We start from the raw sequence: 26,927 nt of genomic DNA on the forward strand, positions 1-26,927 counted from the left end.
TCGGCAGGTGTTCAGGCGCGAACGCGCTCGACCGCCGGCAGTTCAACCGTGCGTTCGGCCGCGGCCAGCGCCGCTTTTAAACCTGCTTGGTCCAGTGGCACGCAATAGGCGGGTTTCGCCCGTTCAAAGCGCCAGCTTTCATCCAGCCCACCGGCGTCCACGGCGTCGAAACCGAGTTCGTCGAGCAGGCGGATGACGTGCGCCTTTGCCGTGGCGTCATCGGCGGCCACCGGCAGTGCACGGCGGTCGGGTGCGCCATGGGGGCGGGCGTCTTGCGTCAGGTCCGGCGCAAAGATCGCATTAAACACTTTCACCACGTGTGAATGCGGTAAGTGCTCGGCGAGCAGCCGGCTGGTGGTGGTTTCAAAGCGGTCCAGCACCGGGATATGCCCATCGCGGTTCGGGTAGTAATTGTTCGCGTCCAGCACCGTTTTGCCTTCCAGCCAGTGCGCCGGAACGCTGCGGTAGTGTTCCAGGGGAATCGCCACCAGCACCACGTCGCCAAATTGGGCGGCGTCTTCAGCGCTGCCCACCTGAACGCCCAGTATGCCGCTGAGCACGCTGCTCATGGTTTGCGGGCCCCGAGAGTTGCTCAACATCACTTCATGCCCGGCAGCCAGTGCGAGCTGTGCCACGGCACGTCCGATAAAGCCTGCTCCAATCACGCCGATCTTCATGGCCTTGCTCCTCGTAAATCGTAGAGCGGCTATGATGATTGGCAACCAACTGGCGATAAATGTGCGTTTTGGTTTGGCTGTTGTTACTGGGAGTAGGGAATGATGGACCGCCTTTCAAGCATGAATGCCTTTGTGGTGGCCGCCGAGTTGGGCTCTTACGCACGTGCCGCCGAGCGCTTGGGCCTGTCGGCGCAGATGGTGGCCAAACATGTTGCCGCGCTGGAGCAACGCCTCGGCGCCCGTTTGCTCAACCGAACCACGCGTCGGCAAAGCCTGACCGAGCTGGGGCAGGCGTACTACGAGCGTTGCAAACATATCCTGACGGAGGCCGAGGCTGCCGATTCGCTGGCCCAGATCATGAACGACACACCGCGCGGCAAGCTGAAAATCACCGCCCCGGTCACCTTCGGCTCCTACAGCCTGATGCCGCTGATTACTGCCTTTTTGCGCGATAACCCGGACGTGGAAATCGACCTGCACCTGACGGATCGTTTCGTTGACCTGGTGGAGGAAGGCTATGAGGCGGCCTTCCGGATCGGTCCTCTGGGCACCACTGGCTTGACGGCCCGGCCGCTGGCGCCTTATCGGCTGGTGGTCTGCGCAGCGCCGGCTTACCTCGCGGCGCGGGGCACACCGCAATTGCCAGCGGACCTTGAGCAGCATGAATGCCTGGGCTACGCCTTCTGGTCACGCCCGGCGGATCGCGAGTGGGTCTTCCACCAAGGCGCGACGCCCTACAAGGTGCAGGTTGCCAGCCGTCTTCAAATCAATGAAAGCAGGGCGTTGATGTCGGCGGCACTGGATGGGTTCGGCATCGTTCTCGGCCCCGAAGACTTCCTGCGCACCGCGTTGGCCAAAGGCGAATTGATACGCGTGCTGCCGGCGTTTGAGGCACCCAGCCGATCCATGCACCTGGTTTACACGGCCAACCGGCAGCGCACCGCCAAGTTGCGACGATTTGTCGAGGCGGTGCTGGCGCGCTTCGGCGCGGCGTGAGGGTTTAGAGGTGGAAGCCGTGTTTAACCTGCTCATACAGGTGTAAGGCCAATGCATTGCTGCTATCGCACAGCAGGTACAGATGATGCACCGGCAGCGCTGGCAACTCGAACCCTGCAATCACTTGCGTCAGCCCTTTGCCCATGCGGCTCTCCTCGATCAAACCCACCGCCACGCCGCTGCGGATACAGGCCTCGACCGCCGTGGAGTTGGGGCTCTCCAGCAAGACCCGGTGGTAAATCCCGTGATCCTTCAACGTCTGCAACGCCGCCGCACGGTACGGGCAGCCGGCGACCGGCACCGTGATTGGCAGCGCCGTATTCGGCGGGCAACTGAAGCCCTCGGCCGCCACCCACAGCGGCTGAACCGGCCCCAGCCGTTCGCCCTGGGCCAACGGCTGTGCGCTGACGGTGATGGCCAGGTCGAGCTGGTTGGCCATAAACCTATTCAGCAGTTCACCGCTGGTGCGCGCTTCGACTTCCAGCTCGAGCAGCGGGTTGTCAGCGATTAACCGGGGTAGGAATTCCTGCATAAACGCCGGGGCATAGGTGTCGGGAATGCCCAGGCGGATTTTGCCCTGCATGCGCTGCGGCATCAGCGCAATCAGCAGGCGGTCGTGGCTCTTGAGAAACTCGGTGGTTTCGCCCAAGAGCTTCTTGCCGTACAGCGTCAGCTCGACGCCCTGGTTGCTGCGGCTGAACAGGCGTTGACCGATTTGGTCTTCGAGCTTTTGAATCTGAGTGGTCACGGTCGACGCGCTGCGGTGCACATGCTCGGCCGCTTCGTTGAAGCGCCGGAAGCGCGCCACGGCGTGGAAGGTGCGCAGCAGGTCGATGTTCAGTTGTTTGGCCATGATTCCACTATTACGGATTAGTTATGCTGGTAATTCAAATATACAGAAGCATGCGCGGCCCTTAGCCTCTCAGTCAACGCACATTGACGGGAGGCTTCATGACGCGATCAACCTTGAAGAGACTGCTGTTACAGGTGGCGTTTGTGCTGTCGTGGAGCTCCGGCTATATCGGCGCCAAGCTGGGTACGCAGGGCGGCGGGGCGTTCAACTTGCTGTTCTGGCGTTTTCTGTTGGTTGCGGTGTGTCTGGGGCTGTTTTTGAATGTGAGGTTGCTGAGGGTTTCATGGGCGCAGATCCGCCACTACGCCATCATCGGTTTTCTATCGCAGTTTCTGTACCTGAGTTGCCTCTACGTCGCGATCCAAAATGGCCTGCCGCCGGGCATTGCCGCGATTATCGCGGCGCTGCAACCGTTGATGACGGCGGCGCTGTCGACGGGCAGTGCGGCCGAGCGCAGTGGCGGTTGGCAATGGATCGGGCTGATGGTCAGTTTTGCCGGGGTGTCCATCGTGATTGCCGGGCAGTACGGCAGTGGGGGGCAGGGCATCGGCCTGGTCATGTATCTGTTGCCACTGGCAGCGGCGCTGGGGCTGACGCTGGCGACTTTGTATGAGCGCCGCACCGTCCATCGCCATGACGCGGGTCTGGTGTTGCCGCTGTTCATCCAGTCGCTGCTGACCTTGATCGGCTTTACCGGTGCTGTGCTGTTTACCGATACGTTGAGTATTCCTCACGACCCGGACGTGCTGATTTCAATTGTCTGGCTGACGGTGTTTTCCACCTTCATCGCCTATTTGAGCCTGTGGATGTTGTTGCGGGTCATGACGGCGACCCACGTTGCGGCGCTGGTCTATCTGGAGCCACCGGTCACTCTGGTGTGGGCGGCGCTGATGTTTGGCGACGTGATCCATGCATCGACCTACGCCGGCATTGCTGTGGTAGTCGCCGGGCTGATTCTGGTACGCCTGAAGCAACCGACCGTCGCGTGCGCTTCTTGAGGCCGGCAGGTTCAGCAACCCGACAGATATCACCTGCTAAAAAAGAACCCAAGCCGAAGCAGGAGCGCGGCTCAAACACAGGAGCATTTTTGATTTGTGCAGACGTTGGGCCGCACGGCCCGAGGGTTTTGTATGTGGCTACGTTATGCAGCATTGGTGGCAGTAGTGGTCGGGGTGTCGGAGTTGTGTGCAATCGTCTGCGTGGCATGAGTGCGGGCCGGTGCAACTCACGTTCGTTGCCTAACTGGGCCTGTGGAGGTTGTTCGCGGGGTTGCTAGTGGCGTGCCTGAAACGACCGACCGTCGCGTCTGCCTCTTGAGGCCTGCGGGTTCAGCAATCCGACAGACATCACCTGTTAAAAAGAACCCAGGGCCAAGCAGGAGCGAAGCTGCAACAAGGGGGCATTTTTTCTGGTGCAAGTGCTGGGCGTTAGCGCCCGAGGATTTTGTATGTTGCTACGTTATGCGGCATTGGCGGCGGTAGTCGTCGCGGCGTCCGGGTGTGTGCAAGAGCGCGTCGTGCATGAGCGCGGGCCGGTACAACGTGAGTATGTTGAAGTGGTTGCGCCACAACCGCCGCCGGTCCAGGTCATCGAAGTCGAGCCGGCTGCGCGCTACGGCTATGTATGGTCACGCGGTTACTGGCGTTGGCAAGGCGGGCGATACGTTGCGGTGCACGGCCATTGGGAGCCGGTGCGCGAAGGTTATCGTTATGTGCATCCGCACTGGGTGCAGCGCAATGACGGTTACCACTGGCAGGGCGGTGGCTGGGTTCGCTGAGCCCAGTCCGAAACAACGCCTAGATCGGCTTCTGGGTGCCCAGCAGCCGTACCTCCCGCAACAGCGCGGCACCGAGTTGCTCGGTGCCGAGTTCCTTGTAGCCCACGGCCTTGATCTCGCCGTTCTCTTCCGCCTGGATGATGATCACCGGCGTTTCCTTGCCCGTGGCTTCGTCCACGTGCAGGGCGTACTGGGGAATAGCCAGCTTGATCGGCGTGCCTGCCGCCTTGCCTTGTACATTGATCAGAAACGCCGCACAGCCGGTGTCGACATCCACGCTGGTGGCGGAGCGGCCGCTGACGAAGCAGGTTTTCGGCAGGTCGGGCCAGGCGATGGTGTCGGCCAGGACGAGGGTCGGCGCGAGGGCCAAGGCAGCGAGAAGAAGCGTGCGCACGTGGGTCTTTCTCTCGATCAAAGGTAGAAGCGGTTTTTACCAAAGCCGGTCATTTGCCGCAACGCTGCCGTTCAGGCCAACCGTTTCATTCCGGTTGCTTTGCCTGCGGTAAGGTCAAAGGTCGCGATGTATTCACAGCCTGCTGCATGGGCGCAGCGTTCTATCAGGTAGTCGGCAAACTCGGCTTTGCCCGCAGTGAATCGTCGGAGTGCCTGCCAGATGATCTCGGCATGTTCGACGGTCAATTCACGGGTTCGCAGCAGCGTTTCCAGCACGGTTACCACGTCACTCTTGGCCGATTGGTAGCAGCTTTGTAAAACCCATACCAATTCCACCACGGACACCAGGCTGACAAAGCCCGGCGAAACGCTGGTGAGCGATTCGATCAGCGCCGAAGCCTTGGGTGATTGAACCGGATCATCCTGCGTGACATAGCGCACCAACACATTGGTATCCAGCCCGATCATCCCGCGTTTGCTCCCTGTGCGGCGATGGCGTGGTTCATGTCTTCAATCGACACCGCATTGGCAGGCTTGCGGATAAGGCCCTTGAGGTCCAGCACGGTTTTGCTCGCGGCAATGATGGAAAACTTGCCGTCTTCCGTTTCGACAAATTCAACCCGGTCGCCTGTTTCCAGGCCAAGCGCCGTGCGAACCTGGACAGGAATGGTGATTTGCCCTTTTGAGGTGAGTGTGGCGGTTGCCATAGTGAAGATCTCCATCGTGATATTCCTTACCGTAGGGTAAGGGGTGATGAAGGACAAGATCCGTTGGTCCATAGGTCGCTCTACTGGTGGGAGTGGATGGGAACAGGTAAAACCCTAGCCCCAAGTCTGCGTTTTCACCCGGGGTCCTCAGCCCCAAAGAGATACAAGCTATGACTGATCGCCGCCTCATCATTCCGCCCGCCATGCAACCCATTGTCGAGCGCGCCGGCTACGTGCCTGCGGTAAAAGTTGGCAACACTCTTTACTGCGCGGGCCAGGTCGGCCGCACGCCGGAACTGGCCGTGATTGAAGATCCCGAGGCGCAATTCGTCGCCGCCTGGCAGAACCTGCGGCAGGTATTGGAGGAGGGCGGTTGCAGCTTCGACGATGTGGTAGACATGACCACGTATCACGTGAACATGAGCCAGCACATGGCGGTTTTTCGCGAGGTGAAAAACCGCCTGTTTCCACGCGGGCATTGCGCCTGGACCACGATCGGGGTGTCCGAACTGGCACACCCCGGCCTGCTGGTGGAAATCAAATGTGTGGCAGTGCAGCGCTAGACGCTTACTGAACCACTCGATAGCACGGCACATACGCCGCGCCGCCCGGCAATTTCATGCGGTGTTGGGCGACAAACGCCTGCAGCAGCTCGTCCAGCGGTTTCATGATGGCCGGGTCGCCGTGGATCTCATACGGCCCGTGCTGTTCGATCAGGCGAATGCCCTTGTCCTTGACGTTGCCGGCCACAATCCCCGAGAACGCGCGGCGCAGGTTGGCCGCCAGTTCGTGGGGCGGCAGCGTAAGGCTCAGTTGCAGGCCAGCCATGTTTTCGTGAGTCGGGTCGAACGGGCGCTGGAAGCCTTCGTCGATCTTGAGCAGCCAGTTGAAGTGGAACGCGTCGTTGCGCTCGCGACGGAACTGTTTCACGGCCTTGAGCCCGGCGGTCATCTGGCGGGCCACTTCGGCCGGGTCGTCGATGATGATCTGGTAGTGCGCCTGCGCCGCTTCGCCGAGGGTGGCGCCGACGAACGCGTGCAGTTGTTGCAGGTACGGCGCTGCGTGCTTGGGCCCGGTGAGGATGACCGGGAACGGCACATCGCGGTTGTCCGGGTGCATCAGGATGCCCAGCAGGTACAGGAACTCTTCGGCCGTGCCGGCGCCGCCCGGGAAGATGATGATGCCGTGGCCGACGCGCACGAAGGCTTCCAGGCGTTTTTCGATGTCCGGCAGGATCACCAGTTCGTTAACGATGGGGTTCGGGGCTTCGGCCGCGATGATGCCCGGCTCGGTCAGGCCCAGGTAGCGCCCGCCGGTAATGCGTTGTTTGGCGTGGGAAATGGTCGCGCCTTTCATCGGACCTTTCATCACGCCGGGGCCGCAGCCGGTGCACACATCGAGGCTGCGCAGGCCCAGTTCGTGGCCGACTTTCTTGGTGTATTTGTATTCTTCGGTATTGATCGAGTGCCCGCCCCAGCACACCACGATTTTCGGCTCGACGCCCGGACGCAACGTGCGGGCGTTGCGCAGCAGGTGGAATACGTAGTCGGTGATGCCTTGGGAGTCGCTCAGGTCGATGCGCTGGCTGCCCAGCTCGTTCTCGGTGTAGACGATGTCGCGCAGGGCGCTGAACAGCATTTCGCGGGTGCTGGCGATCATTTCGCCATCGACGAACGCGTCGGCCGGTGCATTCAACAGTTCCAGGCGTACGCCGCGGTCCTGCTGATGGATGCGCACTTCAAAGTCTTGATAAGCGTCGAGGATGGTCTTGGCGTTGTCGATGTGCGCGCCGGTGTTGAGGATGGCCAGGGCGCATTGGCGGAACAGCGTGTAGATGCTGCCGGTTCCGGCTTCACTCAGTTGCTGGACTTCACGTTGGGACAGGGTTTCGAGGCTGCCCTTGGGGCTGACGGAGGCATTGATGACTTGACGTTGGGGCATTCTGATTCCTTGAAAACACAGCCACCGCACCCGCCATGGGCGGCGGTGGCTGGAGAATGGTGAGCGCCGAACTCGGTCGCACGAGACGGTTAGTCTGGCAGGCATGGGGCCATGCGCAAACTCCGTCCAGCACCATCATGCCGCAGAACTTACTGAATCAGCTTCCAGTTTTTGTAGAAAACCCGACGCAGGGTAAAGACCAGCCCGGCAAAGCCCGAGATCACGGCATTGAGCACTGACGGCAGCAAGGTCGGACGAACGATGTCAATGAACAGGCAGTAACGTTTTGCGTCGTTCTTGTTGAAGGACGCATGCATCAGCGTGTCATCGAAGATAAACAGCGGGTCGTCGTGCCAGTAGTGCTTGTGCTTGCCCACCTGGATGTAAACACCCTCATGGTGAGGCGCCGGCGCCATGTTGTAGAGCACGCGGAACATCATGCGCAGCGGGCCGAAGTGGAAGGACGTCGAGCGGTTTTCGTTGAACACCGACACGCCGATGGTCTTCACAAACGGCAGTTTCTTGCGCAGTTGCGGGATGTCCAGGGTGGTTTCAATCGGGCGGCCGTACCATTGGAAGAACAACATGCCGCGTTTTTTCTCGGCCATGCGCTCGTCCAGGTAGCTGATGATTTCATCCTTGTTGGCCATGGCGTCGTCGATCACCTGTTGCAGGTCTTCACGCCAGGCCGGCGGCAGATCGCGCATGGTGTAGACGTGGCGGTTGCGCAGGCTCAGCAGGTCGAACAGGGTGTTGAACGGCGCCAATATCCAGGTATTGCGGCCATTGCCCACGAAGTACTTCTTGATGGTGTCGCGGTCATACAGACCGTTGCGCAGAAAGTCATAGATGCCGCAGAACAGTACCAGCAGCAGAAATACCAGGCTGGTGCGTGGGAAGCAGTAGATGAACAGCAGAACGCCGAGAACCCAGGCGACTGAGACCAGTTTTTTTTGAACAGCACTTTTACTCATGAAGCGAGGCTCCGGACCGGAAACAAGGCGAAACAATCCCGCCATGATAGTGGGTTATCACCGGGCTGGGCGTTTTAAATATTGCGAATTTGTGAAGGCCCGACACAGTTCTTAACCCCACGGTGCGGCGTGCATCGGGTTTTGTTGATTGGATTTTGTAAACAGAAGATTTGCGTCTATCGTGACGCTTCGGTTTTTCGGACGTCATAGACCGGTACGATTGAAGTTGAATGGCCACCATTGGCCTTCGGCACCTTGGAAGAGGCAGAAATTTTATGATCATCAAACCGCGGGTTCGTGGCTTTATCTGTGTGACCGCTCACCCTGTTGGCTGTGAAGCGAACGTCAAGGAACAGATCGACTACGTAACCAAGCATGGCGCCATTGAAGGCGGCCCGAAGAAGGTGCTGGTCCTCGGCGCTTCCACCGGTTACGGCCTGGCCGCGCGCATCAGTGCTGCGTTTGGCTGCGGCGCCGACACCTTGGGTGTGTTTTTTGAGAAAGAAGGCGAAGAAGGCAAGCTGAGCTCCGCCGGCTGGTACAACAGCGCGGCGTTCGAGAAGTTTGCCGTCGAAAAAGGCCTGTACGCCAAGAGCATCAACGGCGACGCGTTTTCCGACGAGATCAAGCGCCTGACCATCGAAACCATCAAGAAAGACCTGGGCAAGATCGACCTGGTCGTTTACAGCCTGGCCGCGCCACGCCGTACCGACCCGCAAGGCGTGGTGCACACCTCCACCCTCAAGCCGATCGGCAAGGCCGTGACCTTGCGCGGTATCAACACCGATAAAGGCGTGGTGGTCGACACCACCCTCGAGCCTGCGACCCAGGAAGAAATCGACGGCACCGTGAAAGTCATGGGTGGCGAAGACTGGCAGCTGTGGATCGACGCCCTGCGTGATGCGGACGTGTTGGCCGAAGGCGCCAAGACCACCGCGTTCACCTACCTGGGCGAGAAGCTGACCCAGGACATCTACTGGAACGGCTCGATCGGCGAAGCCAAGAAAGACCTGGACAAGAAAGTCCTGACCCTGCGCGATAACCTCGCTGCACTCAAGGGCGATGCCCGTGTGTCGGTGCTCAAGGCCGTGGTCACCCAGGCGAGCTCGGCGATCCCGATCATGCCGCTATACCTGTCGCTGCTGTTCAAAGTGATGAAAGAGCAGGGCACCCACGAAGGCTGCATCGAGCAGGTCTACGGCTTGTTCAAGGACAGCCTGTACGGCAAGGCGCCGAAGCTGGACGCCGACGGCCGCCTGCGCGCCGACCTGGCCGAGCTGGAACCTAAAGTCCAGGACGCCGTAGCAGCGCTGTGGAACCAGGTGACCGACGACAACGTCAACGAGATCAGCGATTTCGCCGGCTACAAGGCTGAATTCCTGCGCTTGTTCGGCTTTGAAATCGACGGTGTGGACTACGAAGCAGATGTGAACCCGACCGTGAAGATCAAGGGCTTAGTCCAAGCCTAAACACGGTCAAAAAAATGTGGGAGCGGGCCTGTGTGGGAGCCGGGCTTGCCCGCGATAGCATCGCCGCGGTGTAACGGATACACCGAGGTGACTGCATCGCAGGCAAGCCAGCTCCCACACCAGCCGTTCCCACATTTGCCTTATGTGAATCGGAACCCTCCTACATTCCTTCGCGCTCCCACCCTCGCTCACAATCTGCCAGACTCCTGCGGCTATCAAGCCACGCCAACGGAGGATCTGATGACGATTCGTGCAGTAGTTTTTGATTTCGGCGGTGTCCTGTTCGACTGGAACCCGCAGCACCTCTACCGCAAGCTGATTACCGACGATCACGAGCGGCAACACTTTCTCGAGACCATTTGCACCCAAGCCTGGAACACCGAGCAGGACGCCGGCCGCAGCCTGGCCGAAGGCACGCGCCACCTGATCGAGCAATACCCGCAACACCAACCTCTCATCCAAGCCTATTACGACCGCTGGCACGAGATGTTGCGCGGCTCATTGCCGGAAGGCGTGGCCATTCTCGAAGGTCTGCATCACGCCAATATGCCGATGTTCGGGCTGACCAACTGGTCGGCTGAAACCTTCCCTTATGCGCGGGCCAACTACCCGTTCCTGCAATATTTGCGCGATATTGTGGTCTCGGGCGAGTTGAAGCTGATCAAGCCGGATCCCGCGATTTATCACGCCAGCCTCGCCCAGGTACGTGCCCATCTGCCGGATATTCAACCCAGTGAAGTCGTGTTTATCGACGATGTTGCCGGCAATATCGACGCCGCTGTCGCACTCGGTTGGCAGGGCATTCACCATGTGTCGGCCGAGCGTACTGCGGCACGTTTGCGTGAATTGGGCGTGAGCTTCTAGCGCGCCCATTTTTCCATGGCGAAATCCACGAAGGCGCGCAGTTTGGGCAGGCGGTAGCGGTCCTGTCGGTAAAGCAGGTGCATGGGGCGGCAGGGCAGTTGGTAGGTGGTTAACAAGGCCACCAGCTTGCCGCTCTCCAGGTCCGGTTGCACCAGGGCATCGGCCAGCATGATGATGCCCATGCCGTTTACGGCCGCCTGGCGCAAGCCTTGCGAGCTATTGATGGTCAATGAGCCGGACACCGGAACCTCAACCTCGCCTTCCTCGCCGGTCATGCGCCACAGTTTGTCGGTGTCACGCCAGTTGTCGTTCGCCGGGTAGGCGAACGCCAGGCAGTCATGGTGCTGCAGGTCGTTGGGTGTCTGCGGCGTGCCGCGTCGCGCCAGGTACTCAGGTGAGGCGCAAAGGGTCAGGGTGTAGGCCTGCATGGGCCGGGCGATCAGGCTGGAGGTCTCCAGCTCGCCGAGTCGGATCGCCACGTCGAAGCCGCTGTCGACCAGGTCCATCCGTTCGTTGCTCAGCACCACGTACAGGTTGATCAGCGGGTAGCGCTGGGAAAATTCGCTCAGGGCGGGCGTCAGGCGTTCGGTGCCGAATACCGGGGGCGCGGTGATCCGCAGACTGCCTTTGGGGGTTTCGCTGTGGGCCTGCTCCGCCAGCAGCTCGGAGTCGGCCACCAGCCCCAGCACCTCCAGGCAACGCTGGTAATACTGCCCGCCGAACTCCGTGAGGCTTTGTTTACGGGTGGTGCGCTTGAGCAGGCTGACCCCCAGCCGTTGCTCCAGCGCACGCAAATGATTGCCGACCATGGTGGTCGACATCCCGCATTCCTGCGCGGCGGCGGTCATGCTGCCGGTCTCCACCACTTTCACGTACACCGACATCGCCTGGAACAGATCCATTATCAAGCCCTGGTTTAAAGTCATTGCAGGAATGTGCAGTTTATCCAGCTCAGGTGGCTAACGATACTGCACCCATCCCAACGATGCACTGGAGCCTGCCACCATGACCGCCGCCTGCCTGATGACCACGTATCAACCCTTGGCCCTGAGTTTCACCCGTGGCCTGGGCACGCGCCTGTGGGACCAGCAGGGCCGTGAATACCTCGACGCGGTGGCGGGTGTGGCGGTGACCAATGTCGGGCATTCCCACCCCAGGCTGGTGACGGCCATCAGTGAACAGGCGGGCCTGCTGCTGCACACGTCCAACCTCTACAGCATTGACTGGCAGCAGCGCCTGGCCCAGCGGCTGACGCAGTTGTCCGGCCTGGACCGCGCGTTCTTCAACAATTCCGGCGCCGAAGCCAACGAGACGGCGCTGAAGCTGGCACGGTTGCATGGCTGGAAAAAAGGCATCGAAGAGCCGTTGGTGGTGGTGATGGAAAACGCGTTTCACGGGCGTACCCTGGGCACCATGGCGGCCAGCGACGGGCCTTCGGTGCGCCTGGGCTTTCAGCGTTTGCCGGGGGATTTTCTCAAGATGGGTTTTGGCGATCTGGCGTCACTGGAAGCGCTCACTCACGCGTTCGGCCCACGCATTGCGGCGGTGCTGCTGGAACCCATCCAGGGCGAAAGTGGCGTGATACCCGCACCGCTCGGCTACCTGAAAGCCCTGCGCGAGCATTGCTCGCGCCACGGCTGGCTGATGATGCTGGATGAAATACAGACCGGCATCGGCCGTACCGGCACCTGGTTTGCATTCCAGCATGAAGGCATTGTTCCGGACGTGATGACCCTGGCCAAAGGCCTCGGCAACGGCGTGCCCATCGGCGCCTGCCTGGCACGCGCCACGGTGGCCGAGTTGTTCACGCCGGGCAGCCACGGCAGCACGTTCGGCGGCAACCCGCTGGCCTGCCGCGTGGGCTGCACCGTGCTGGAAATCATTGAAGAGCAGGGCTTGCTGCAGAACGCTGCGCAACAGGGCGCGCGCCTGCTGTCGCGGTTGCGGGTGGAGTTGAGCGAGCATCCGCAGGTGGCGGCGATTCGTGGGCAGGGTTTGATGATTGGCATCGAGTTGGCCCGCCCGTATCGCGACCTTGCCCAGCGTGCGGCTCAGGAGCACGGGCTATTGATCAATGTGACGCGTGGCAAAATCATTCGCCTGCTACCGCCGCTGACGCTGGATGCCAAAGAGGTCGAGATGATCGTGCGGGCCATTACCCGCTTATTGGACTGAAACCCGATCAGCTGTGGGAGCTGGCTTGCCTGCGATAGCGATCTGTCTGTGCCAAATGTAGGGGCTGGTACACCGCTATCGCCGGCAAGCCAGCTGCCACAGTTGAGCTGCGTGACTTTCAGCCATCCGGGCCATTCAGCCATTCCTGGTTCATCGTCTCGGTATCGCCCAGATACTCCAGCAACCACGCCATTGCCGGGGACAGCTTGTTCTGTGCCCAGGCCACGCACGACGGGCTGGCCGGGAACGGCCGGCTTAATTGCAATGCCACCAGCTCACCGCGCTCGATCCACGGCAACACCTGATGCGCCGGGGCCATGCCGACACACAGGCCATCGCGCAGGCAATCAATGGCCGAGGCCCAATTGGGCACCACCAGTCGGCGTTGGTTATCCAGGGTCCAGGTATCGCGCTTGGGCAGGTTGCGCGAGGTGTCGGTCATGCAGAGAGAGGCGAACGGGCGCAATTGGTCGTCACTGAGCAAACCCGCCACCGTCGCCAGCGGGTGCTTCGCGCTGACCACACACAGCCAGTTCAACAACCCCATGTCGCGAAACGTGAAGTGGCTGGCCACCGGCACCGCGCTGGTGGCGCCGATCACGATGTCGGTGCGCTCATCGGCCAGGGCGTCCCACACGCCGTTGTACACCTCGTATTCCAGCAGCAATTCCACTTCGGGAAACTGCCGATAGAAATCCAGCACCAACTGCCGACAGCGCTGGGGTTTGACAATAGAGTCCACGGCCACCTTCAATTGGCCACTCCAGCCATTCGCCACCTGCTGGCACAAGCGTCGTGTGCCGAGCATTTTTTTCATCACGCCGCGGGCTTCGTCTATAAATAAACGGCCGGCCGGGGTCAGTTCTACGTCGCGATGGCGCCGCACAAACAATGGCACCGCCAGCCATTCCTCAAGCTGGCGCACCGTGTAGCTGATGGCCGACGGCACGCGATGCAGTTCCTGCGCGGCGGCGCTGAAGCTGCCGTGGCGCGCCACGGCATCAACAACATCCAGCGAGTATTCAGACCACATTAAAGGTGCCTTCAAAATATTTGATAAGAGTGTCCAATTATTATCGCTTCACACAGAAACTGTCAGCTTCATAATGGGCGCCAGTCAGCAAATAGTTTGATGGCAGGATTAACAAGGCTTCAATGAAAAATTCTTTTGGTTTTACCTGGTATCTGGCGGGGCTGAGCATGCTCGGTTATCTCGCCATGGACATGTACTTGCCGGCGTTCGGCGCAATGGGCGAGCAGTTACAGATTGGTGCGGGCGCCGTGGGCGCCAGCTTGAGCATTTTCCTCGCCGGGTTTGCGGTGGGGCAGTTGCTGTGGGGGCCGTTGTCCGACCGCCTGGGGCGCAAGCCGATCCTGGTGACGGGCTTGAGCCTGTTTGTGTTGGGTTGCCTGGGCATGTTCTGGGTCGAAACGGCGCCGCAACTGTTGGCGCTGCGCTTTATGCAGGCAATTGGCGTGTGTTCTGCCGCTGTCAGTTGGCAGGCGTTGGTGATTGACCGCTACCCGGCCGACAAGGCCCATCGCGTGTTCGCCAGCATCATGCCGTTGATGTCGCTGTCGCCGGCCCTGGCGCCGCTGCTGGGCGCGATGGTGTTGAATCACTTTGGTTGGCAGGCGATCTTCGGGGTGTTGCTGGGTGTGTCGCTGCTGTTGCTGCTGCCGACGTTGTTCCTGCGCAAGATGCCGAAACGTCGGGCAGAAGAGGGCGAACCTTCGCGCCTCGGCTATGGGCAGTTGCTGACCTCCCGCGTGTTTACCGGCAACGTGATGATCTTCGCCGCGTGCTCGGCCAGTTTTTTCGCCTGGCTGACCGCTTCGCCCTTCATCCTCGGCGATATGGGCTACAGCCCGAACGACATTGGCCTGAGCTACGTGTTGCCGACCTTGGCTTTTCTGGTGGGTGGCTACAGTTGCCGCAGCGCGTTGCAGCATTGCCAGGGCAAAGTCTTGCTGCCGTGGTTGCTGGTGGCTTATTGCATCAGCATGGTGGCGCTGTACCTCGTCGCGACCTTGACCGTGCCGACCCTGACCACCTTGCTGATTCCCTTCTGCCTGATGGCCTTGGTCAACGGTGCGAGCTACCCGATCGTGGTGGCGAATGCGCTGATGCCCTTTGCGGAAAATTCCGGCAAGGCCGCTGCACTGCAGAACACCCTGCAACTGGGGCTGTGCTTTCTGAGCAGCTTGCTGGTGTCGTCGATGATCGACCAGCCGTTGCTGATCACCGTGATCGTGATGCTCGCCACCGCGCCATTGGCCGTGTTGGGTTACTGGCTGGCGCGACCGAAGGCAGACAATTCGGAACTGGCTAACGCTTGAGCTGATGTGGGAGCTGGCTTGTCGGACCGCCGAACCGCTGCGATTGTATCGACTCGGTGCTCCTGATGTATCGAGTTGACCGCATCGCAGGCAAGCCAGCTCCCACAGTTTGATTCGGTTTCTCCCGTGCTAGAACGTCACTTCCATATTCACCGTCGGCGTCGATGTCCGCGTGCCCAGCCCGCCATCCACGCCAAACTTGTTGTGCCAGTATTCATAACCCACCCCGAGATACAGGTTCGGCTTCACGCTTTTACCGGGCCGAACCGCCACCATCAGCGCGGTGCGCATCAGGGTTTCCGGCGCGGTGTCGCGGCCATGGTAGTCCTCGCCCTTGTCCCCGACGTAATTGATAAACCCCTGGAATTTCGCCGCGTGGTTGGCGATTTCAAAGGGGCGCAGCCACGTCAGGTTGAGCATGTAGGTGTCGTCGAAGGTGTGATTCGACTCTTGTGCGCCGGGGATGCCGGTGTGGTTCCTTTCCTTGTAGTACATCAGGCTCAGGTCCAGCACGCCGACAGTGTTGAACTTCAAGGTCGGGCCGATGACGAGTGCGCGCTTTTTGGCTGAGGCAACGTTGTTGTTGCGGTTGGCGTCGAAGCCCAGAGTCAGGGCGTAATCCTTGATCAGCCCGGTGCCCAGCGGCACATCAAATACCCGTGAGGCATACAGCTGGTGTCGGTACACCGCGTAGACCTCGCTGCCACCCCGGTCGGTGCCCTTGCGCGGGTCATGGCTGTCGGACAGGAACACATCGAGGTTCAGATAGTTGCTGCCGTACTGGTAGCCGCTGGCGTGGGTAAAGCTGTAGATGCGCTTGCTGAAATCGTCGGGGTTATTCGGATTGGTGAAGTGTTGGCCGTAACGAAATCCTGCGCTGTTGTTCATCCATTCCACCGCGACAGCCTCCCCACCGCCGAGAAGGGTCAATGCAACGGTTGCGCCCTGTAATGCCTTTTTCATTGTTTCAGGTCCTTTGGCGTTCTGGCTCATGACGGCCGAATTGTTTTTGTAACGCCGACGGAGGGTATCTTGTTCGATTGATTGTATACAACTCTATGGACACACAGTCCAAACATTGCATACAGTGCTCGCACAACAAAAACAGAGAACCCCTCACCATGACTATCCCGAAGGCGTCACCGCAGCGGCCAGAAGATGAGAATCTTGGCGTCGCCGCCAACATGGCTTACGGCCTGCAGCATGTGCTCACCATGTACGGCGGCATCGTCGCTGTACCGTTGATCGTCGGCCAGGCGGCCGGTTTGTCGCCGGCGGATATCGGCCTGTTGATCGCCGCATCGCTGTTTGCCGGTGGCCTGGCCACGTTGCTGCAAACCCTTGGCCTGCCGTTTTTCGGCTGCCAACTGCCGCTGGTGCAGGGCGTGTCGTTTGCCGGTGTGGCGACGATGGTGGCGATTGTCGGCAGTGATGGCGCAGGCGGCGTGCCGGCGATTCTCGGGGCGGTGATGGCCGCGTCGTTTATCGGGCTACTGATCACGCCGGTGTTCTCACGGATCACCAAGTTCTTCCCGCCGCTGGTGACCGGCATCGTGATCACCACCATCGGTCTCACATTAATGCCCGTGGCGGCGCGCTGGGCCATGGGCGGCAATAGCCGTGCGGCGGATTTCGGCAGCATGGCGAACGTCGGCCTGGCCGCGCTGACACTGGCGTTGGTGTTGCTGCTGAGCAAGATCGGCAGCGCGACGATCTCGCGTTTGTCGATCCTGCTGGCCATGGTGATTGGCACCGTGATTGCGGTGTTCCTCGGCATGGCGGATTTCTCCGGCGTGGCCCAGGGCCCGATGTTCGGTTTCCCCACACCCTTTCATTTTGGCGTGCCGACCTTCCATGTGGCGGCGATCATTTCCATGTGTATCGTGGTGATGGTGACCTTGGTGGAAACCTCGGCGGACATTCTGGCGGTCGGTGAGATCATCGATACCAAAGTCGATTCCAAGCGCCTCGGCAACGGCTTGCGCGCCGATATGCTCTCAAGCATGTTCGCGCCGATCTTCGGTTCATTCACCCAGAGTGCGTTCGCCCAGAACGTCGGCCTGGTGGCGGTGACCGGGGTGAAGAGTCGGTTTGTGGTGGCAACGGGCGGGGTGTTCCTGGTAGTGCTTGGCCTGCTGCCCTTTATGGGCCGGGTGATTGCGGCAGTGCCGACATCGGTGCTGGGCGGTGCCGGGATTGTGCTGTTTGGCACGGTAGCAGCCAGTGGTATTCGCACGCTGTCCAAGGTGGATTACCGCAACAACATGAACCTGATCATCGTCGCAACGAGCATCGGTTTCGGCATGATCCCCATCGCTGCACCGAACTTTTACGACCACTTCCCAACCTGGTTCGCGACGATTTTCCATTCGGGTATCAGTTCGTCGGCGATCATGGCGATCCTGTTGAATCTGGCGTTCAACCACTTTACCGCCGGCAACTCGGACCAGCAGTCGGTGTTTGTGGCGGGGACTGAGCGCAGTGTGTACTTCCACGATGTGGCGGCATTGCGCGATGGGGATTACTTCAGCGGCGGTAAGATGTTTGATGCCGAAGGGAAGGAGATTCCGGTGCTGGCCGAGGTGCCCAGGAAATCCGTAAAACCTGAGACCACTGAAGTTTGAAGGGGGGGAGGTGGTTTGCCTGCGTTCGGCCATCCTGGTTAACGGGGCCTGTCAGATCAAGATCAACAGCAGATCAAAAGCAGAGCACGGCGGCCTGGTAGCCGACCTGAGTGGTTGAAGCAAAAGCAGGGCAACAGCACAGCAACACCACTTTTACCGGATGAAATGAGTTCCAAATGTGGGAGCGGGCTTGCTCGCGAATGCGGTGTGCCAGTCGGCTTATTTGTAACTGACCCAGCGCATTCGCGAGCAAGCCCGCTCCCACAATGTTGACCGAGTTTAACTGCCGGCACCGCAGTGCTCTGCTTTTCTGTGGGAGCTGGCTTGTCGGACCGCCGAACCGCTGCGATGCAGACACCTCGGTACATCAGGCATATCCAGCCGCAGACCCCAGGCCAGCTCCCGGATTGACCCAATACAGTCTGAAGAGCAGCCCATCCTCTGCCTGATGTACCCAGTTCCAAATGTGGGAGCGGGCTTGCTCGCGAATGCGGTGTGCCAGTCACCAACTGCATCAACTGACACACCGCTTCGCTTGTGCTTTTGATCTAACCACTCAGGTCGGCTGTCAGGCCGCCGTGCTCTGCTTTTGACTTTGATCTTGATCTTGGGCGCCCCGTTAACCACGCTGGCCGAACGCAGGCTTTGGAGCGTGGGTAACCCGGCAGGACGCCGGGTTAGCCGCGATGGGCCAAGGATGGCCCATGGCGGCGGCCCACGGTCCAAAGCCTGCGTGAGGGAACACCGAGCCTAGGCGAGGTGCCGAGTGGTGGGGCAAGAGCCCTTTGGTTACTTTGGGGCTTTTCCAAAGTGACCCGCCGTAAGGGCGGAACCTATTTCGGCCGTGACCCAAACAACGGATATGTACTTAGCGCCCCCCGACAACCACAGCACTCAACCCGTAAAAAAAGATAGGTAGATACCTATGGCTATCGCAGGCAAGCCAGCTCCAACATGAGGCTCTCAACCCGCTTTGAGTGCCTGGTGCGGCACCGAGCAGGCCTCATCCAGAAACTTCACCACGGTCCCCATGCATGCCTGGCGTTCTTCCACGTGGGGCATGTGGCTGGAATCTTCAAACAGCGCCCAGCGCACGTCCGCGATCTCATCCAGGAACGGTTTGACCACCAATGGCGTGGCCTCGTCGTGCCGACCGGAGATCACCAGGGTTGGCACATTGATCGCCGACAACCGGCCAATCACGTTCCAGTCCTTCAAGCTGCCGATCACATGGAACTCCGTCGGGCCGCTCATGGCGTGGTACACCGTCGGGTCCGAATCCACTGCCGCGAAGGTGCGCGCCACTTCTTCCGGCCACGGGTTGACGCGGCACACGTGCTGGTCATAGAAAACCCGCGAGGCGGTTAGGTATTCCGGGTCTTGGTAGGTGCCGGCCTGTTCGTGTTTGAGCAGGGTTTCATGCACGCCTTCGGGCAACAGTTTGCGCAGGCGGTTGGCTTCGCTGACCCAGGTGCGCATGCACGTCGGCGAGTTGGCCGGGATGAATGCGCGCAGGCCTTTGGGCTGCAGAATCGCGTGCTCGCTGCCGAGCATGCCGCCCCACGATTGCCCGAGGATCGCGTAATTGTCGCTGATGTGCAGGTGGTCCAGCAGGTTGTTCAGCTCTGCGAGGAACAGGTCGATGGTCCAGAAAGACGCATCTTTTTCCGGTAAGTGTGTGGAGCGGCCATTGCCGAGTTGGTCGTAGTGAATAACCGCATGGCCGCTGGCGGCAACGTCCTTGAACGCGTCGACATAGTCATGGGTGCAGCCGGGACCGCCGTGGATGATCACCAAAGGTGTACGGCCGGTGGTCAGGTCGCCGGTGACGCGGTACCAGGTCTGGTAGGCGCCGAAGGCCGCATAGCCTTCGCGCATCTTCTCGATGAATTCCATTTCGTACCCTGCTCTGAAAAAAAGGATCAGGGGTACGATAGACGGCACGCGAAGTTTAAGTAACTAGCAAAACAGCTAGGTTTTGCCGACGGATCAATCTTCCAGCAAGCGGTAATGGGTGGCGCGGACTACCGCCTGGACGCGGTTTTTGGCTCCCAGTTTGTGCATCGCCGAGGCCAGGTGCAGGGTGACCACCGCCAGTGAACGGCTCAATTGCGTGGCGATTTCGGCGGCGGTGAAACCTTCGGCGGCCCATTTCAGGCATTCGCGCTCGCGTTTGGTCAGATGAATATGCGGGTAGGTACGTAGCTCTTTGCTGAACAACGGGTAGGCCGCTTCCTGCAAGGCATGGGTAATCAGGCTGAAATCCGTCAGGGTCTGCTGCGCATCTTGTAACACCGTGCTGGCGTTACCGGTGCGCAGTCCGGTCAGCGACGCGAAACCGCCGCGCGGCAGATGAATGGGCACACTGACGCCGCAGGTCAGTTGGCGTTCATGCAGATAAGTGGACACCGGCGCATGGCAGGGGTCGATGATTTTTTGCAGCGCGGTCTGGGCTTTTGCCTCATAGGACCAGACGAACGGCGACACCGTGCTCAGGGCCAGGTGTTGCACCGGGTCGATCTGGTAAAACCCTTCGCTGCACCACAACGCGTGCCAGTCCGGCGGGGTATTACGCAACTCCAGCACCGACGGCGTGATCAGTGAGCCGTCCTGGTCGATGGGCACTGGCGTGTAGTCGTACACCAGCGCATCGAAGCCCAATTGTTGGGCGAGGATAAATGTGTTGTCCATCTGTTCATCCAGGCTCCTGCCCGGCATCAGACGGTTATTGAAGGCGGTTAGCTTGGCCAGCATCCGTTCTGCTCCCGAATTCATTTGAATCTCGACTTGCGGCAAGTAGAATGCCACGCCCCGGCGAAGGACTGCCAGGCCAAACCTATAAGAAATACTAGGTTATGGACGCACGGCATCCTCGGTAGTGTTGGCCAGATAAACGGCCGCTGACTGCCAGGCCGATACAACACAAGGAACGTACGCATGTGGCGTGAAATTGCCCCCGACCAGCAGTACAACGTGCAAGTCGACGGCCATAACGTCGTGGTCTACAGCTTTGGCGACGGCGATGAGGTGCTCTTGTGTCTCAATGGCGGCCCGGGCTTGCCATGTGACTACTTGCGCGACGCCCATGGCTGGCTCAAAGAGCATAACCTGCGAGTGGTTGCATTCGACCAGCTTGGTACCGGCGCATCAGCCAGACCGGCCGACGTTTCCTTGTGGGAAATCAGCCGTTATGTCGAAGAAGTTGAAACCGTGCGCCGTGCCCTGGATCTCGGCCGCGTGCATTTGCTGGGGCATTCCTGGGGCGGCTGGCTGGGCATCGAATACGCCATCCATTACCCCGACGCACTGAAAAGCCTGATCCTCGAAAACACCGTCGGCGACATTCCGCACCTGTCCCAGGAGCTCGAACGCCTGCGCGGTGCCCTCGGCAGCGAAACCGTGGCCATGATGCAGCGCCATGAAGCCATGGGCACCCTGGACCATCCGCAGTACCAGGCCGCGATTACTTTGCTCAATTACCGTCACGTCTGCCGTCTGGACGAATGGCCGGAGCCGGTCAAGCGCTCCCTTGGCGACTGGAACATGGGACCCTACGAAGCCATGCAGGGCCCCAACGAATTCCTGTACATCGGTAACCTCAAGGACTGGAACCGCATCCCCCAGATGGCCGAGTTCAAGATGCCAATCCTGATCACCACCGGCCAGCACGATGAACTCACGCCGGCCTGCGCCCATCGCATGAAGCTGGCCGCCAGGCATGCCGAATTGCACGTGTTTCCCAACAGCAGCCACATGCCCTTTTATGAGGAACCCCACGCGTACTTCCCGGTGCTGCTGGACTTCCTCGCTCGCCATCGAGGATGACGGATGAACCTGGCGCGTTACCGTTTTGTACTGTCCCGGCCGCTGCAATTGCTGCCGGTGTTGTTTGGCATCAGCCTGATCACCTTTGTGCTGGTGCGCTCGATCCCCGGCGACCCGGCGCGGGCCTTGCTGGGCTCACGCAGTACGCCGGATGCGTTGCTGAAAATCCGCGCCCAGTACGGCCTCGATCAACCGTTGTGGCTGCAGTATTTCTACTTCCTCAAGAACTTGCTCAAGGGCGATCTCGGCCAGTCGCTGTTGTACAAGGTTGACGCCTTGAAGCTGATCGTCACGCGGATCGAACCGACCTTGGTACTGGTGCTCGGCAGTGTGCTGCTGGCGCTCTTGATTGCAGTGCCGCTGGCGACGGTGGCGGCGCGCAATAAAGGCGGTTGGGCAGACAACCTGATTCGCGTGTTCACCACGGTTGGCCTGGGCATGCCGGCGTTCTGGCTGGGCTTGATGTTGATTTTGTTGCTGAGCGTGAAGTGGGGCCTGTTCCCGGTGTCCGGCTACGGGCGCACCTGGCTGGATAAGGCTCACCATATGCTGCTGCCCTGTTTGACCATCGCCCTGGCGCTGTCGGCGGTGCTGGTGCGTAACCTGCGCGCGAGCATGCTGATGGAGTTGCAGGCCGACCATGTCACCGCTGCCCGGGCGCGCGGGCTGTCGGAGGCCGCCGTGTTCCGTCGGCATGTGTTGCCCAATTCCCTGGTGCCGGCGGTCAACCTGCTGGCGGTGAATATCGGGTGGTTGATCAGCGGCACCGTGGTGATCGAGAGTCTTTTCGCCATTCCCGGCATCGGCCAGTTGCTGGTGCGCGGCATCTTCACCCGTGACTACATGGTGGTGCAGGGCGTGGCCATGGTGCTGGCGTGTGCGACGGTGGTGGTCAACTTCGTCGCTGACGTGGTGACGGTGGCCCTCGACCCACGAGTGAAGATGCAATGAGCAGCCGCCCACTGATTGCCCCGTGGCGTTTGCGCCTGCGTTTTGGTTTTCGCAATGGTCGACTGACCGCTGCGTGGGGGTTGTTGATTTTGTTGGCCTGGTTTGCCCTAGCACTGTTTGCACCGTGGGTTGCGCCTTTTGATCCGATTGCGCAAAACACCGATATCAGCTTGTTGGGCCCCAGCATGGCCCACCCGTTCGGCACGGATAACTACGGAAGGGACATTCTTTCGCGGGTGATCTGGGGCGCGCGCATCGACTTGCAACTGGCCATCATCGGGGTGATTTTCCCGTTCATGATCGGCACCTTCGTCGGCGCCGTCTCCGGCTACATTGGCGGTCGTTTCGACAGCGTCTGCATGCGCGTGATCGACGTGATCCTCGCGTTCCCGTTCCTGGTGCTGATGCTGGCGATCATGGCCATTCTCGGCCCGGGCTTGAAGAGCTTCTATATCGCCATGGCGCTGGTGGGCTGGGTGTCGTATGCGCGGCTGATCCGCTCACAGATCCTGGTGCTCAAGGAAAGCGACTTCGCCCTGGCCGCCAAGAGCCTGGGCTTTGGCCACGGGCGCATTCTGTTCCGGCATTTGCTGCCCAACGCGATGTTTGGCTCGATTGTGTTTTCCATGTCCGACGCGGTGCTGGTGCTGCTCAACGGCGCCGCCGTGAGTTATCTGGGCCTGGGTGTGCAACCGCCGACGGCCGAGTGGGGCACGATGGTGGCCGAAGGGCAGGCGTTCATCACCACCGCCTGGTGGATTTGCACCTTCCCGGGCCTGGCCATCGTGACCCTGGCCATGGGTTTCAGCCTGTTGGCCGATGGCGTGGCGCAAGTGTTGGGAGACCGTTCATGAGCCTGCTTCAAGTGCAGGACCTCAGCGTGATCGCCCATAACGCCGGGCGTGATGTCACCCTGGTTGACCGGGTGTCCTTCGACCTGGCCGAAGGTGAAATCCTCGGCCTGGTGGGCGAGAGTGGCTCGGGCAAGACCATGGCCTGTCGCGGCCTGATGCGGCTGTTGCCGTCGGCCAATCTGCGCGTGCAAGGCGGTGCCGTGCGCCTGGCAGGTCGCGATTTATTGCAACTGGATGACCCCGGCATGCGCGCCGTGCGGGGCGGGCAACTGGGTATGATTTTCCAGAACCCCAGCAGCCATCTTGACCCGCTGATGCGCATCGGCGAGCAGATCGCCGAAGGTATTCGGCTGCATCAAGGCGCGTCGAAAAAAGACGCACGCTTGCACGCCATCGAGGTGCTGCGCCAGGTCGGCATTCCCGATCCCAAGGCGCGAGTCGATAACTACCCTCACGAGTTTTCCGGCGGCATGCGTCAGCGGGCAATGATCGCGGTGGCCCTGGGCTGCAACCCGAAAGTGCTGATTGCCGACGAGCCGACCACCGCGCTGGATGTGACCGTGCAGGCGCAAATCCTGCGCCTGTTGTTGGACCTGCGTGACCAGCATGGCCTGTCGATGATCATGATCACCCACGACCTCGGCGTGGTGGCGCAAACCTGTGACTCGATCGCGGTGATGTACGCCGGGCGCCTGTGCGAACACGGCAGCAAGTACGACTTGCTGGCCCATCCACAACACCCGTACACCGCCGGCCTGATCGATTGCCAGCCCGCCCACAGCAGCGGCCACGCCTTGCTGCGTACCATTGCTGGCCAGCCGCCGTTGCTGGATGCCTTGCCCGCCGGTTGCCGGTTCAACCCGCGCTGCCCGCAGGTGGGCGCCTTGTGCACCGAGTTGCTGCCGGAAGGTGCGCGGGTGGCCTGTCACTATCCCTTGGGAGGTCGCCCATGAGCCTGTTGCAGATCAAGGACCTCGAGGTGCGTTTTGCGGCGTCCGGCACCGGTTTGTTTGGCCTGAATAAACAGTGGGTGAGGGCGGTGAACGGTGTGTCGCTGAACCTGGCCGCCGGTGAAACCCTGGGTCTGGTGGGCGAGTCCGGCAGCGGCAAGAGCACACTGGGCCGGGCAATTTTGCACCTCAACCCGATCAGTGCCGGGCAGGTCTTGTTCGATGGCGTGGACATGGCCCATGGCAGCGCTATCGACATCGCTCGCCTGCGCCATGAAACCGCGATGATTTTCCAGGACCCTTACGCCGCCTTGAACCCACGCCACACCATTGGCGAAACCATTGCCGAAGTGCTGCGGGTGCAACGCAAAGCCGCGCCAGAGCAAATTCCCCAGCGGGTCAATGAATTGCTCGAACTGGTCGGCCTGCGCCCCGAATTGGCCAACCGCAAACCCGGTTCACTCAGTGGTGGCCAATGCCAGCGTGTCGGTATCGCTCGGGCGCTGGCGGTAGAGCCGCGCTTGATCATCGCCGATGAGTGCGTGGCGGCATTGGATGTGTCGATTCAGGGCCAGATCATCAACCTGTTGCTGGAACTGCAACAGCGCATGAACCTGGCGATCCTGTTTATCGCCCATGACCTGGCCATCGTGCGTCGCCTGTGCGACCGCGTGGCGGTGATGTACCTGGGCAAGATCGTTGAGGAAGGCCCGGTGGAGGCGGTGTTTACCGCGCCGCGCCATCCGTATACAGCGGCGCTGATCGAGGCGATTCCCGAGATTGATCCGCGTCGGCCTTTGCCAGCGGAGCCGTTGCCGGGTGAGCCGCCGAGCCCGTTGAATTTGCCCGCAGGTTGCGCCTTTCACCCGCGTTGCCGCTACGCCCGGACAATGTGTTCCGTGGTGTTGCCGCCTACTCATTTCCTGCACGAGCATCGATACAGTTGCGTGCTTGAAGCACCTTTGACCCTTTCTGCCATTCATGAACAAGGAGTTATGACATGCAATCCCGCCACTTGAAGTTGCTCGCCGCGGCTACATTGACCGCTTGGTCCCTCACTGCCGGGTTGGCACACGCCGCTGGCGTGCTGACCATCGGCTGCCGTGAAGACAGCACCACTTTCGATCCGATCAAAAGCGCGCAAAACCGCGACACCTGGGTATTCGCCAACGTCTACGACACCCTGGTGCGCGTGGATAACCTGGGCACGAAGATGGAGCCGGGCCTGGCAGAAAGCTGGGAGATTTCCAAGGATGGCCTGACCTACACCTTCAAGCTGCGTGACGCGAAGTTCTCCGATGGCTCGCCGATCACCGCCGACGACGCGGCGTTCAGCCTGTTGCGCATCCGCGACAACAAGGCGTCGCTGTGGAGTGACCCGTTCAGCCTGATCAGCACGGCCAAGGCCAGTGATCCCAAGACCCTTGTGGTCACCCTGAAAACCCCGGCCGTGGCCTTCCTCTCGCAATTGGCCTCGCCGACGGTATCGATCCTGTCGGAAAAAGCCATGACCAAAATGGGCGAGGACGCCTACTCGGAAAACCCGGTGACCTCCGGCGCGTTCACCGTAGAGGAGTGGCGCAAGGGCGATCGCGTCATCCTGAAAAAGAACCCGAACTTCTGGCAGGCCAAGAACGTCAGCCTGGATGGTGTGGAGTGGGTGTCGGTCACCGATGACAACACGCGCATGCGCATGGTGCAGAACAACGAACTCGACACGGCGATCTTCGTACCGTTCTCCCGCGTGGAAGAACTGAAGAAAGACAAAAACGTGGTGATCCACTCCGACCCGTCCACCCGTGAAGATCACCTGCTGATCAACCACGCTCACGGTCTGCTGGCCAAGCAGCCAGTGCGCGAGGCGCTGGACATGGCCATCGACAAACAGTCGCTGGTGAAGACTGCGACTTACGGTCAAGGCGCCGTGGCCTATTCCTACATCCCGAAAGGCTCGCTGTTCCACTATGCCAACAACCTGCAGCGCCCGTATGACCCGACGGCCGCGAAGAAACTGCTGGAAGAGGCTGGCGCCAAGGATTTGAAGCTCAACTACGTGGTCAACGCCGGCAACGAAGCGGACGAGCAGATTGCAGTGATCATCAAGGACCAGTTGGCCAAGGTCGGCGTGACTGCCAACCTGCAGAAAGTCGACCCGACGCAAAGCTGGCAGATGCTGGTGGACGGTGAGTACGACATTTCAGTGATGTACTGGACCAACGACATTCTCGACCCGGACCAGAAGACCACTTTCGTACTGGGCCATGACACCAACCAGAACTACATGACCCGCTACAAGAATGACAAGGTCAAGGAACTGGTGGCGGCTGCGCGGATCGAGGCCGACCCGGTCAAGCGCGAGCAGATGTATGTGGAGTTGCAGAAGCTGGCGAAACAGGATGTGAACTGGATTGATCTGTACTACAGCCCGTACATCAACATCTCACGCAAGAATGTGAGTAACTTCCTGCAAAACCCGCTGGGGCGTTTCACCCTTGAGGACGTGGTGAAAAACTAAACCCCCAGATACACCGCAAACCAATGTGGGAGCTGGCTTGCC

At 60.4% G+C, this 26,927-nt stretch carries 27 protein-coding genes; 15 read left to right on the top strand and 12 right to left on the bottom strand.

The window, feature by feature from the left end:
- Positions 1-11 precede the first annotated feature (11 nt).
- Positions 12-677, bottom strand: coding sequence for an NADPH-dependent F420 reductase (locus tag A7J50_RS08820; RefSeq protein WP_064451455.1), 666 nt, complete (start codon positions 675-677; stop codon positions 12-14).
- A gap of 99 nt (positions 678-776) precedes the next feature.
- Here A7J50_RS08820 and A7J50_RS08825 point away from each other — a divergent pair, with 99 nt between their 5' ends.
- On the top strand, positions 777-1,673 hold the full coding sequence (locus tag A7J50_RS08825; RefSeq protein WP_064451456.1) for a LysR family transcriptional regulator: 897 nt from the start codon (positions 777-779) through the stop codon (positions 1,671-1,673).
- A 4-nt stretch (positions 1,674-1,677) separates the two neighbouring features.
- Here A7J50_RS08825 and A7J50_RS08830 read toward each other — a convergent pair whose 3' ends face one another.
- Complete coding sequence (locus A7J50_RS08830) at positions 1,678-2,526, bottom strand: LysR family transcriptional regulator (RefSeq protein ID WP_064451457.1); 849 nt, start codon at positions 2,524-2,526, stop codon at positions 1,678-1,680.
- A 98-nt stretch (positions 2,527-2,624) separates the two neighbouring features.
- On the opposite strand from A7J50_RS08830, the gene A7J50_RS08835 reads away from it, so the two are divergent.
- Positions 2,625-3,524 (top strand): DMT family transporter, encoded by a 900-nt coding sequence (locus A7J50_RS08835; protein ID WP_064451458.1) that lies wholly within the window; start codon positions 2,625-2,627, stop codon positions 3,522-3,524.
- Positions 3,525-3,973: 449 nt separating this feature from the next.
- Complete coding sequence (locus tag A7J50_RS08840; protein ID WP_053255072.1) at positions 3,974-4,303, top strand: YXWGXW repeat-containing protein; 330 nt, start codon at positions 3,974-3,976, stop codon at positions 4,301-4,303.
- A gap of 19 nt (positions 4,304-4,322) precedes the next feature.
- Here the strand turns inward: A7J50_RS08840 and A7J50_RS08845 are convergent, their stop codons facing one another.
- From A7J50_RS08845 to A7J50_RS08855, 3 genes are all read right to left on the bottom strand, one after another.
- The gene (locus tag A7J50_RS08845) at positions 4,323-4,697 is read right to left on the bottom strand and encodes a hypothetical protein (RefSeq protein WP_064451459.1); all 375 of its coding nucleotides are present in this window, start codon (positions 4,695-4,697) and stop codon (positions 4,323-4,325) included.
- A 71-nt stretch (positions 4,698-4,768) separates the two neighbouring features.
- On the bottom strand, positions 4,769-5,164 hold the full coding sequence (locus A7J50_RS08850; protein ID WP_064451460.1) for a PIN domain-containing protein: 396 nt from the start codon (positions 5,162-5,164) through the stop codon (positions 4,769-4,771).
- Entirely contained in the window at positions 5,161-5,418 is a 258-nt protein-coding gene (locus tag A7J50_RS08855) for an AbrB/MazE/SpoVT family DNA-binding domain-containing protein (RefSeq protein WP_064451461.1), read from the bottom strand. The genes A7J50_RS08850 and A7J50_RS08855 overlap by 4 nt, the downstream gene beginning before the upstream one ends.
- Positions 5,419-5,573: 155 nt before the next feature.
- Here A7J50_RS08855 and A7J50_RS08860 point away from each other — a divergent pair, with 155 nt between their 5' ends.
- The gene (locus A7J50_RS08860; RefSeq protein WP_064451462.1) at positions 5,574-5,966 is read left to right on the top strand and encodes a RidA family protein; all 393 of its coding nucleotides are present in this window, start codon (positions 5,574-5,576) and stop codon (positions 5,964-5,966) included.
- A 4-nt stretch (positions 5,967-5,970) separates the two neighbouring features.
- On the opposite strand, the gene ppnN is transcribed toward A7J50_RS08860, so the two are convergent.
- Together ppnN and A7J50_RS08870 are read right to left on the bottom strand one after the other, a co-directional pair.
- Complete coding sequence (gene ppnN, locus A7J50_RS08865) at positions 5,971-7,344, bottom strand: nucleotide 5'-monophosphate nucleosidase PpnN (protein ID WP_064451463.1); 1,374 nt, start codon at positions 7,342-7,344, stop codon at positions 5,971-5,973.
- Positions 7,345-7,493: 149 nt separating this feature from the next.
- A complete protein-coding gene (locus A7J50_RS08870) occupies positions 7,494-8,318 on the bottom strand; it encodes an aspartyl/asparaginyl beta-hydroxylase domain-containing protein (RefSeq protein ID WP_053255076.1) in 825 nt (274 codons plus the stop codon).
- Positions 8,319-8,593: 275 nt separating this feature from the next.
- Here A7J50_RS08870 and fabV point away from each other — a divergent pair, with 275 nt between their 5' ends.
- Positions 8,594-9,787: an enoyl-ACP reductase FabV gene (fabV, locus tag A7J50_RS08875; RefSeq protein WP_064451464.1), complete on the top strand. Its 1,194-nt coding sequence runs from the start codon at positions 8,594-8,596 to the stop codon at positions 9,785-9,787.
- Positions 9,788-10,027: 240 nt separating this feature from the next.
- Positions 10,028-10,651: an HAD family hydrolase gene (locus tag A7J50_RS08880; protein WP_064451465.1), complete on the top strand. Its 624-nt coding sequence runs from the start codon at positions 10,028-10,030 to the stop codon at positions 10,649-10,651.
- On the opposite strand, the gene A7J50_RS08885 is transcribed toward A7J50_RS08880, so the two are convergent.
- On the bottom strand, positions 10,648-11,553 hold the full coding sequence (locus A7J50_RS08885; protein WP_064451466.1) for a LysR family transcriptional regulator: 906 nt from the start codon (positions 11,551-11,553) through the stop codon (positions 10,648-10,650). The genes A7J50_RS08880 and A7J50_RS08885 overlap by 4 nt on opposite strands.
- A gap of 103 nt (positions 11,554-11,656) precedes the next feature.
- Between A7J50_RS08885 and A7J50_RS08890 the strand changes: the two genes are divergently transcribed.
- Positions 11,657-12,826, top strand: coding sequence for an aspartate aminotransferase family protein (locus tag A7J50_RS08890; protein WP_064451467.1), 1,170 nt, complete (start codon positions 11,657-11,659; stop codon positions 12,824-12,826).
- 118 nt (positions 12,827-12,944) lie between these two features.
- Here A7J50_RS08890 and punR read toward each other — a convergent pair whose 3' ends face one another.
- Positions 12,945-13,859, bottom strand: coding sequence for a DNA-binding transcriptional activator PunR (gene punR / locus A7J50_RS08895; RefSeq protein WP_064451468.1), 915 nt, complete (start codon positions 13,857-13,859; stop codon positions 12,945-12,947).
- Positions 13,860-13,981: 122 nt separating this feature from the next.
- Here punR and punC point away from each other — a divergent pair, with 122 nt between their 5' ends.
- Entirely contained in the window at positions 13,982-15,166 is a 1,185-nt protein-coding gene (punC, locus tag A7J50_RS08900; RefSeq protein ID WP_064451469.1) for a purine nucleoside transporter PunC, read from the top strand.
- A 129-nt stretch (positions 15,167-15,295) separates the two neighbouring features.
- Here the strand turns inward: punC and A7J50_RS08905 are convergent, their stop codons facing one another.
- On the bottom strand, positions 15,296-16,129 hold the full coding sequence (locus A7J50_RS08905; RefSeq protein WP_064451470.1) for a hypothetical protein: 834 nt from the start codon (positions 16,127-16,129) through the stop codon (positions 15,296-15,298).
- A 158-nt stretch (positions 16,130-16,287) separates the two neighbouring features.
- On the opposite strand from A7J50_RS08905, the gene A7J50_RS08910 reads away from it, so the two are divergent.
- Positions 16,288-17,790: a nucleobase:cation symporter-2 family protein gene (locus A7J50_RS08910; protein WP_064451471.1), complete on the top strand. Its 1,503-nt coding sequence runs from the start codon at positions 16,288-16,290 to the stop codon at positions 17,788-17,790.
- Between the two features lie 963 nt (positions 17,791-18,753).
- On the opposite strand, the gene A7J50_RS08915 is transcribed toward A7J50_RS08910, so the two are convergent.
- Positions 18,754-19,686: a proline iminopeptidase-family hydrolase gene (locus A7J50_RS08915; protein WP_064451472.1), complete on the bottom strand. Its 933-nt coding sequence runs from the start codon at positions 19,684-19,686 to the stop codon at positions 18,754-18,756.
- Positions 19,687-19,779: 93 nt separating this feature from the next.
- Positions 19,780-20,544 (bottom strand): LuxR family transcriptional regulator, encoded by a 765-nt coding sequence (locus A7J50_RS08920; protein WP_064451473.1) that lies wholly within the window; start codon positions 20,542-20,544, stop codon positions 19,780-19,782.
- A gap of 183 nt (positions 20,545-20,727) precedes the next feature.
- Here A7J50_RS08920 and A7J50_RS08925 point away from each other — a divergent pair, with 183 nt between their 5' ends.
- From A7J50_RS08925 to A7J50_RS08950, 6 genes are read left to right on the top strand one after another with little or no spacing between them, the layout of a single operon-like run.
- Positions 20,728-21,615, top strand: a complete 888-nt coding sequence (locus A7J50_RS08925) for a proline iminopeptidase-family hydrolase (protein WP_064451474.1) — start codon at positions 20,728-20,730, stop codon at positions 21,613-21,615.
- Between the two features lie 3 nt (positions 21,616-21,618).
- On the top strand, positions 21,619-22,566 hold the full coding sequence (locus tag A7J50_RS08930) for an ABC transporter permease (protein ID WP_064451475.1): 948 nt from the start codon (positions 21,619-21,621) through the stop codon (positions 22,564-22,566).
- Positions 22,563-23,420, top strand: coding sequence for an ABC transporter permease (locus A7J50_RS08935; RefSeq protein ID WP_064451476.1), 858 nt, complete (start codon positions 22,563-22,565; stop codon positions 23,418-23,420). Before A7J50_RS08930 ends, A7J50_RS08935 begins: the two co-directional genes overlap by 4 nt.
- Positions 23,417-24,373 carry an ABC transporter ATP-binding protein gene (locus tag A7J50_RS08940; RefSeq protein WP_064451477.1) on the top strand — a complete coding sequence of 319 codons (957 nt, stop codon included), beginning with the start codon at positions 23,417-23,419 and terminating at the stop codon, positions 24,371-24,373. Before A7J50_RS08935 ends, A7J50_RS08940 begins: the two co-directional genes overlap by 4 nt.
- Positions 24,370-25,389, top strand: a complete 1,020-nt coding sequence (locus tag A7J50_RS08945; RefSeq protein ID WP_064451478.1) for an ABC transporter ATP-binding protein — start codon at positions 24,370-24,372, stop codon at positions 25,387-25,389. The genes A7J50_RS08940 and A7J50_RS08945 overlap by 4 nt, the downstream gene beginning before the upstream one ends.
- Positions 25,371-26,885 carry an ABC transporter substrate-binding protein gene (locus A7J50_RS08950; protein ID WP_064451479.1) on the top strand — a complete coding sequence of 505 codons (1,515 nt, stop codon included), beginning with the start codon at positions 25,371-25,373 and terminating at the stop codon, positions 26,883-26,885. Before A7J50_RS08945 ends, A7J50_RS08950 begins: the two co-directional genes overlap by 19 nt.
- The last annotated feature ends 42 nt before the right edge of the window (positions 26,886-26,927 follow it).

The sequence above is a fragment of the Pseudomonas antarctica genome (genome assembly GCF_001647715.1).
Lineage (GTDB): Bacteria > Pseudomonadota > Gammaproteobacteria > Pseudomonadales > Pseudomonadaceae > Aquipseudomonas > Aquipseudomonas antarctica_A.

What these genes read in the sequence shown, in the direction of transcription:
- A7J50_RS08840 (WP_053255072.1), top strand. Translation starts at nt 3,974, where the DNA reads ATGTTGCTACGTTATGCGGCATTGGCGGCGGTAGTCGTCGCGGCGTCC.
- A7J50_RS08860 (WP_064451462.1), top strand. Translation starts at nt 5,574, where the DNA reads ATGACTGATCGCCGCCTCATCATTCCGCCCGCCATGCAACCCATTGTC.
- A7J50_RS08925 (WP_064451474.1), top strand. Translation starts at nt 20,728, where the DNA reads ATGTGGCGTGAAATTGCCCCCGACCAGCAGTACAACGTGCAAGTCGAC.
- fabV (WP_064451464.1), top strand. Translation starts at nt 8,594, where the DNA reads ATGATCATCAAACCGCGGGTTCGTGGCTTTATCTGTGTGACCGCTCAC.
- A7J50_RS08950 (WP_064451479.1), top strand. Translation starts at nt 25,371, where the DNA reads ATGCAATCCCGCCACTTGAAGTTGCTCGCCGCGGCTACATTGACCGCT.
- A7J50_RS08885 (WP_064451466.1), bottom strand. Translation starts at nt 11,553, where the DNA reads ATGGATCTGTTCCAGGCGATGTCGGTGTACGTGAAAGTGGTGGAGACC.
- A7J50_RS08935 (WP_064451476.1), top strand. Translation starts at nt 22,563, where the DNA reads ATGAGCAGCCGCCCACTGATTGCCCCGTGGCGTTTGCGCCTGCGTTTT.
- A7J50_RS08870 (WP_053255076.1), bottom strand. Translation starts at nt 8,318, where the DNA reads ATGAGTAAAAGTGCTGTTCAAAAAAAACTGGTCTCAGTCGCCTGGGTT.
- A7J50_RS08850 (WP_064451460.1), bottom strand. Translation starts at nt 5,164, where the DNA reads ATGATCGGGCTGGATACCAATGTGTTGGTGCGCTATGTCACGCAGGAT.
- ppnN (WP_064451463.1), bottom strand. Translation starts at nt 7,344, where the DNA reads ATGCCCCAACGTCAAGTCATCAATGCCTCCGTCAGCCCCAAGGGCAGC.
- A7J50_RS08830 (WP_064451457.1), bottom strand. Translation starts at nt 2,526, where the DNA reads ATGGCCAAACAACTGAACATCGACCTGCTGCGCACCTTCCACGCCGTG.
- A7J50_RS08930 (WP_064451475.1), top strand. Translation starts at nt 21,619, where the DNA reads ATGAACCTGGCGCGTTACCGTTTTGTACTGTCCCGGCCGCTGCAATTG.
- A7J50_RS08820 (WP_064451455.1), bottom strand. Translation starts at nt 677, where the DNA reads ATGAAGATCGGCGTGATTGGAGCAGGCTTTATCGGACGTGCCGTGGCA.
- punC (WP_064451469.1), top strand. Translation starts at nt 13,982, where the DNA reads ATGAAAAATTCTTTTGGTTTTACCTGGTATCTGGCGGGGCTGAGCATG.
- A7J50_RS08880 (WP_064451465.1), top strand. Translation starts at nt 10,028, where the DNA reads ATGACGATTCGTGCAGTAGTTTTTGATTTCGGCGGTGTCCTGTTCGAC.
- A7J50_RS08910 (WP_064451471.1), top strand. Translation starts at nt 16,288, where the DNA reads ATGACTATCCCGAAGGCGTCACCGCAGCGGCCAGAAGATGAGAATCTT.
- A7J50_RS08855 (WP_064451461.1), bottom strand. Translation starts at nt 5,418, where the DNA reads ATGGAGATCTTCACTATGGCAACCGCCACACTCACCTCAAAAGGGCAA.
- A7J50_RS08940 (WP_064451477.1), top strand. Translation starts at nt 23,417, where the DNA reads ATGAGCCTGCTTCAAGTGCAGGACCTCAGCGTGATCGCCCATAACGCC.
- punR (WP_064451468.1), bottom strand. Translation starts at nt 13,859, where the DNA reads ATGTGGTCTGAATACTCGCTGGATGTTGTTGATGCCGTGGCGCGCCAC.
- A7J50_RS08835 (WP_064451458.1), top strand. Translation starts at nt 2,625, where the DNA reads ATGACGCGATCAACCTTGAAGAGACTGCTGTTACAGGTGGCGTTTGTG.
- A7J50_RS08945 (WP_064451478.1), top strand. Translation starts at nt 24,370, where the DNA reads ATGAGCCTGTTGCAGATCAAGGACCTCGAGGTGCGTTTTGCGGCGTCC.
- A7J50_RS08915 (WP_064451472.1), bottom strand. Translation starts at nt 19,686, where the DNA reads ATGGAATTCATCGAGAAGATGCGCGAAGGCTATGCGGCCTTCGGCGCC.
- A7J50_RS08825 (WP_064451456.1), top strand. Translation starts at nt 777, where the DNA reads ATGATGGACCGCCTTTCAAGCATGAATGCCTTTGTGGTGGCCGCCGAG.
- A7J50_RS08905 (WP_064451470.1), bottom strand. Translation starts at nt 16,129, where the DNA reads ATGAAAAAGGCATTACAGGGCGCAACCGTTGCATTGACCCTTCTCGGC.
- A7J50_RS08920 (WP_064451473.1), bottom strand. Translation starts at nt 20,544, where the DNA reads ATGCTGGCCAAGCTAACCGCCTTCAATAACCGTCTGATGCCGGGCAGG.
- A7J50_RS08890 (WP_064451467.1), top strand. Translation starts at nt 11,657, where the DNA reads ATGACCGCCGCCTGCCTGATGACCACGTATCAACCCTTGGCCCTGAGT.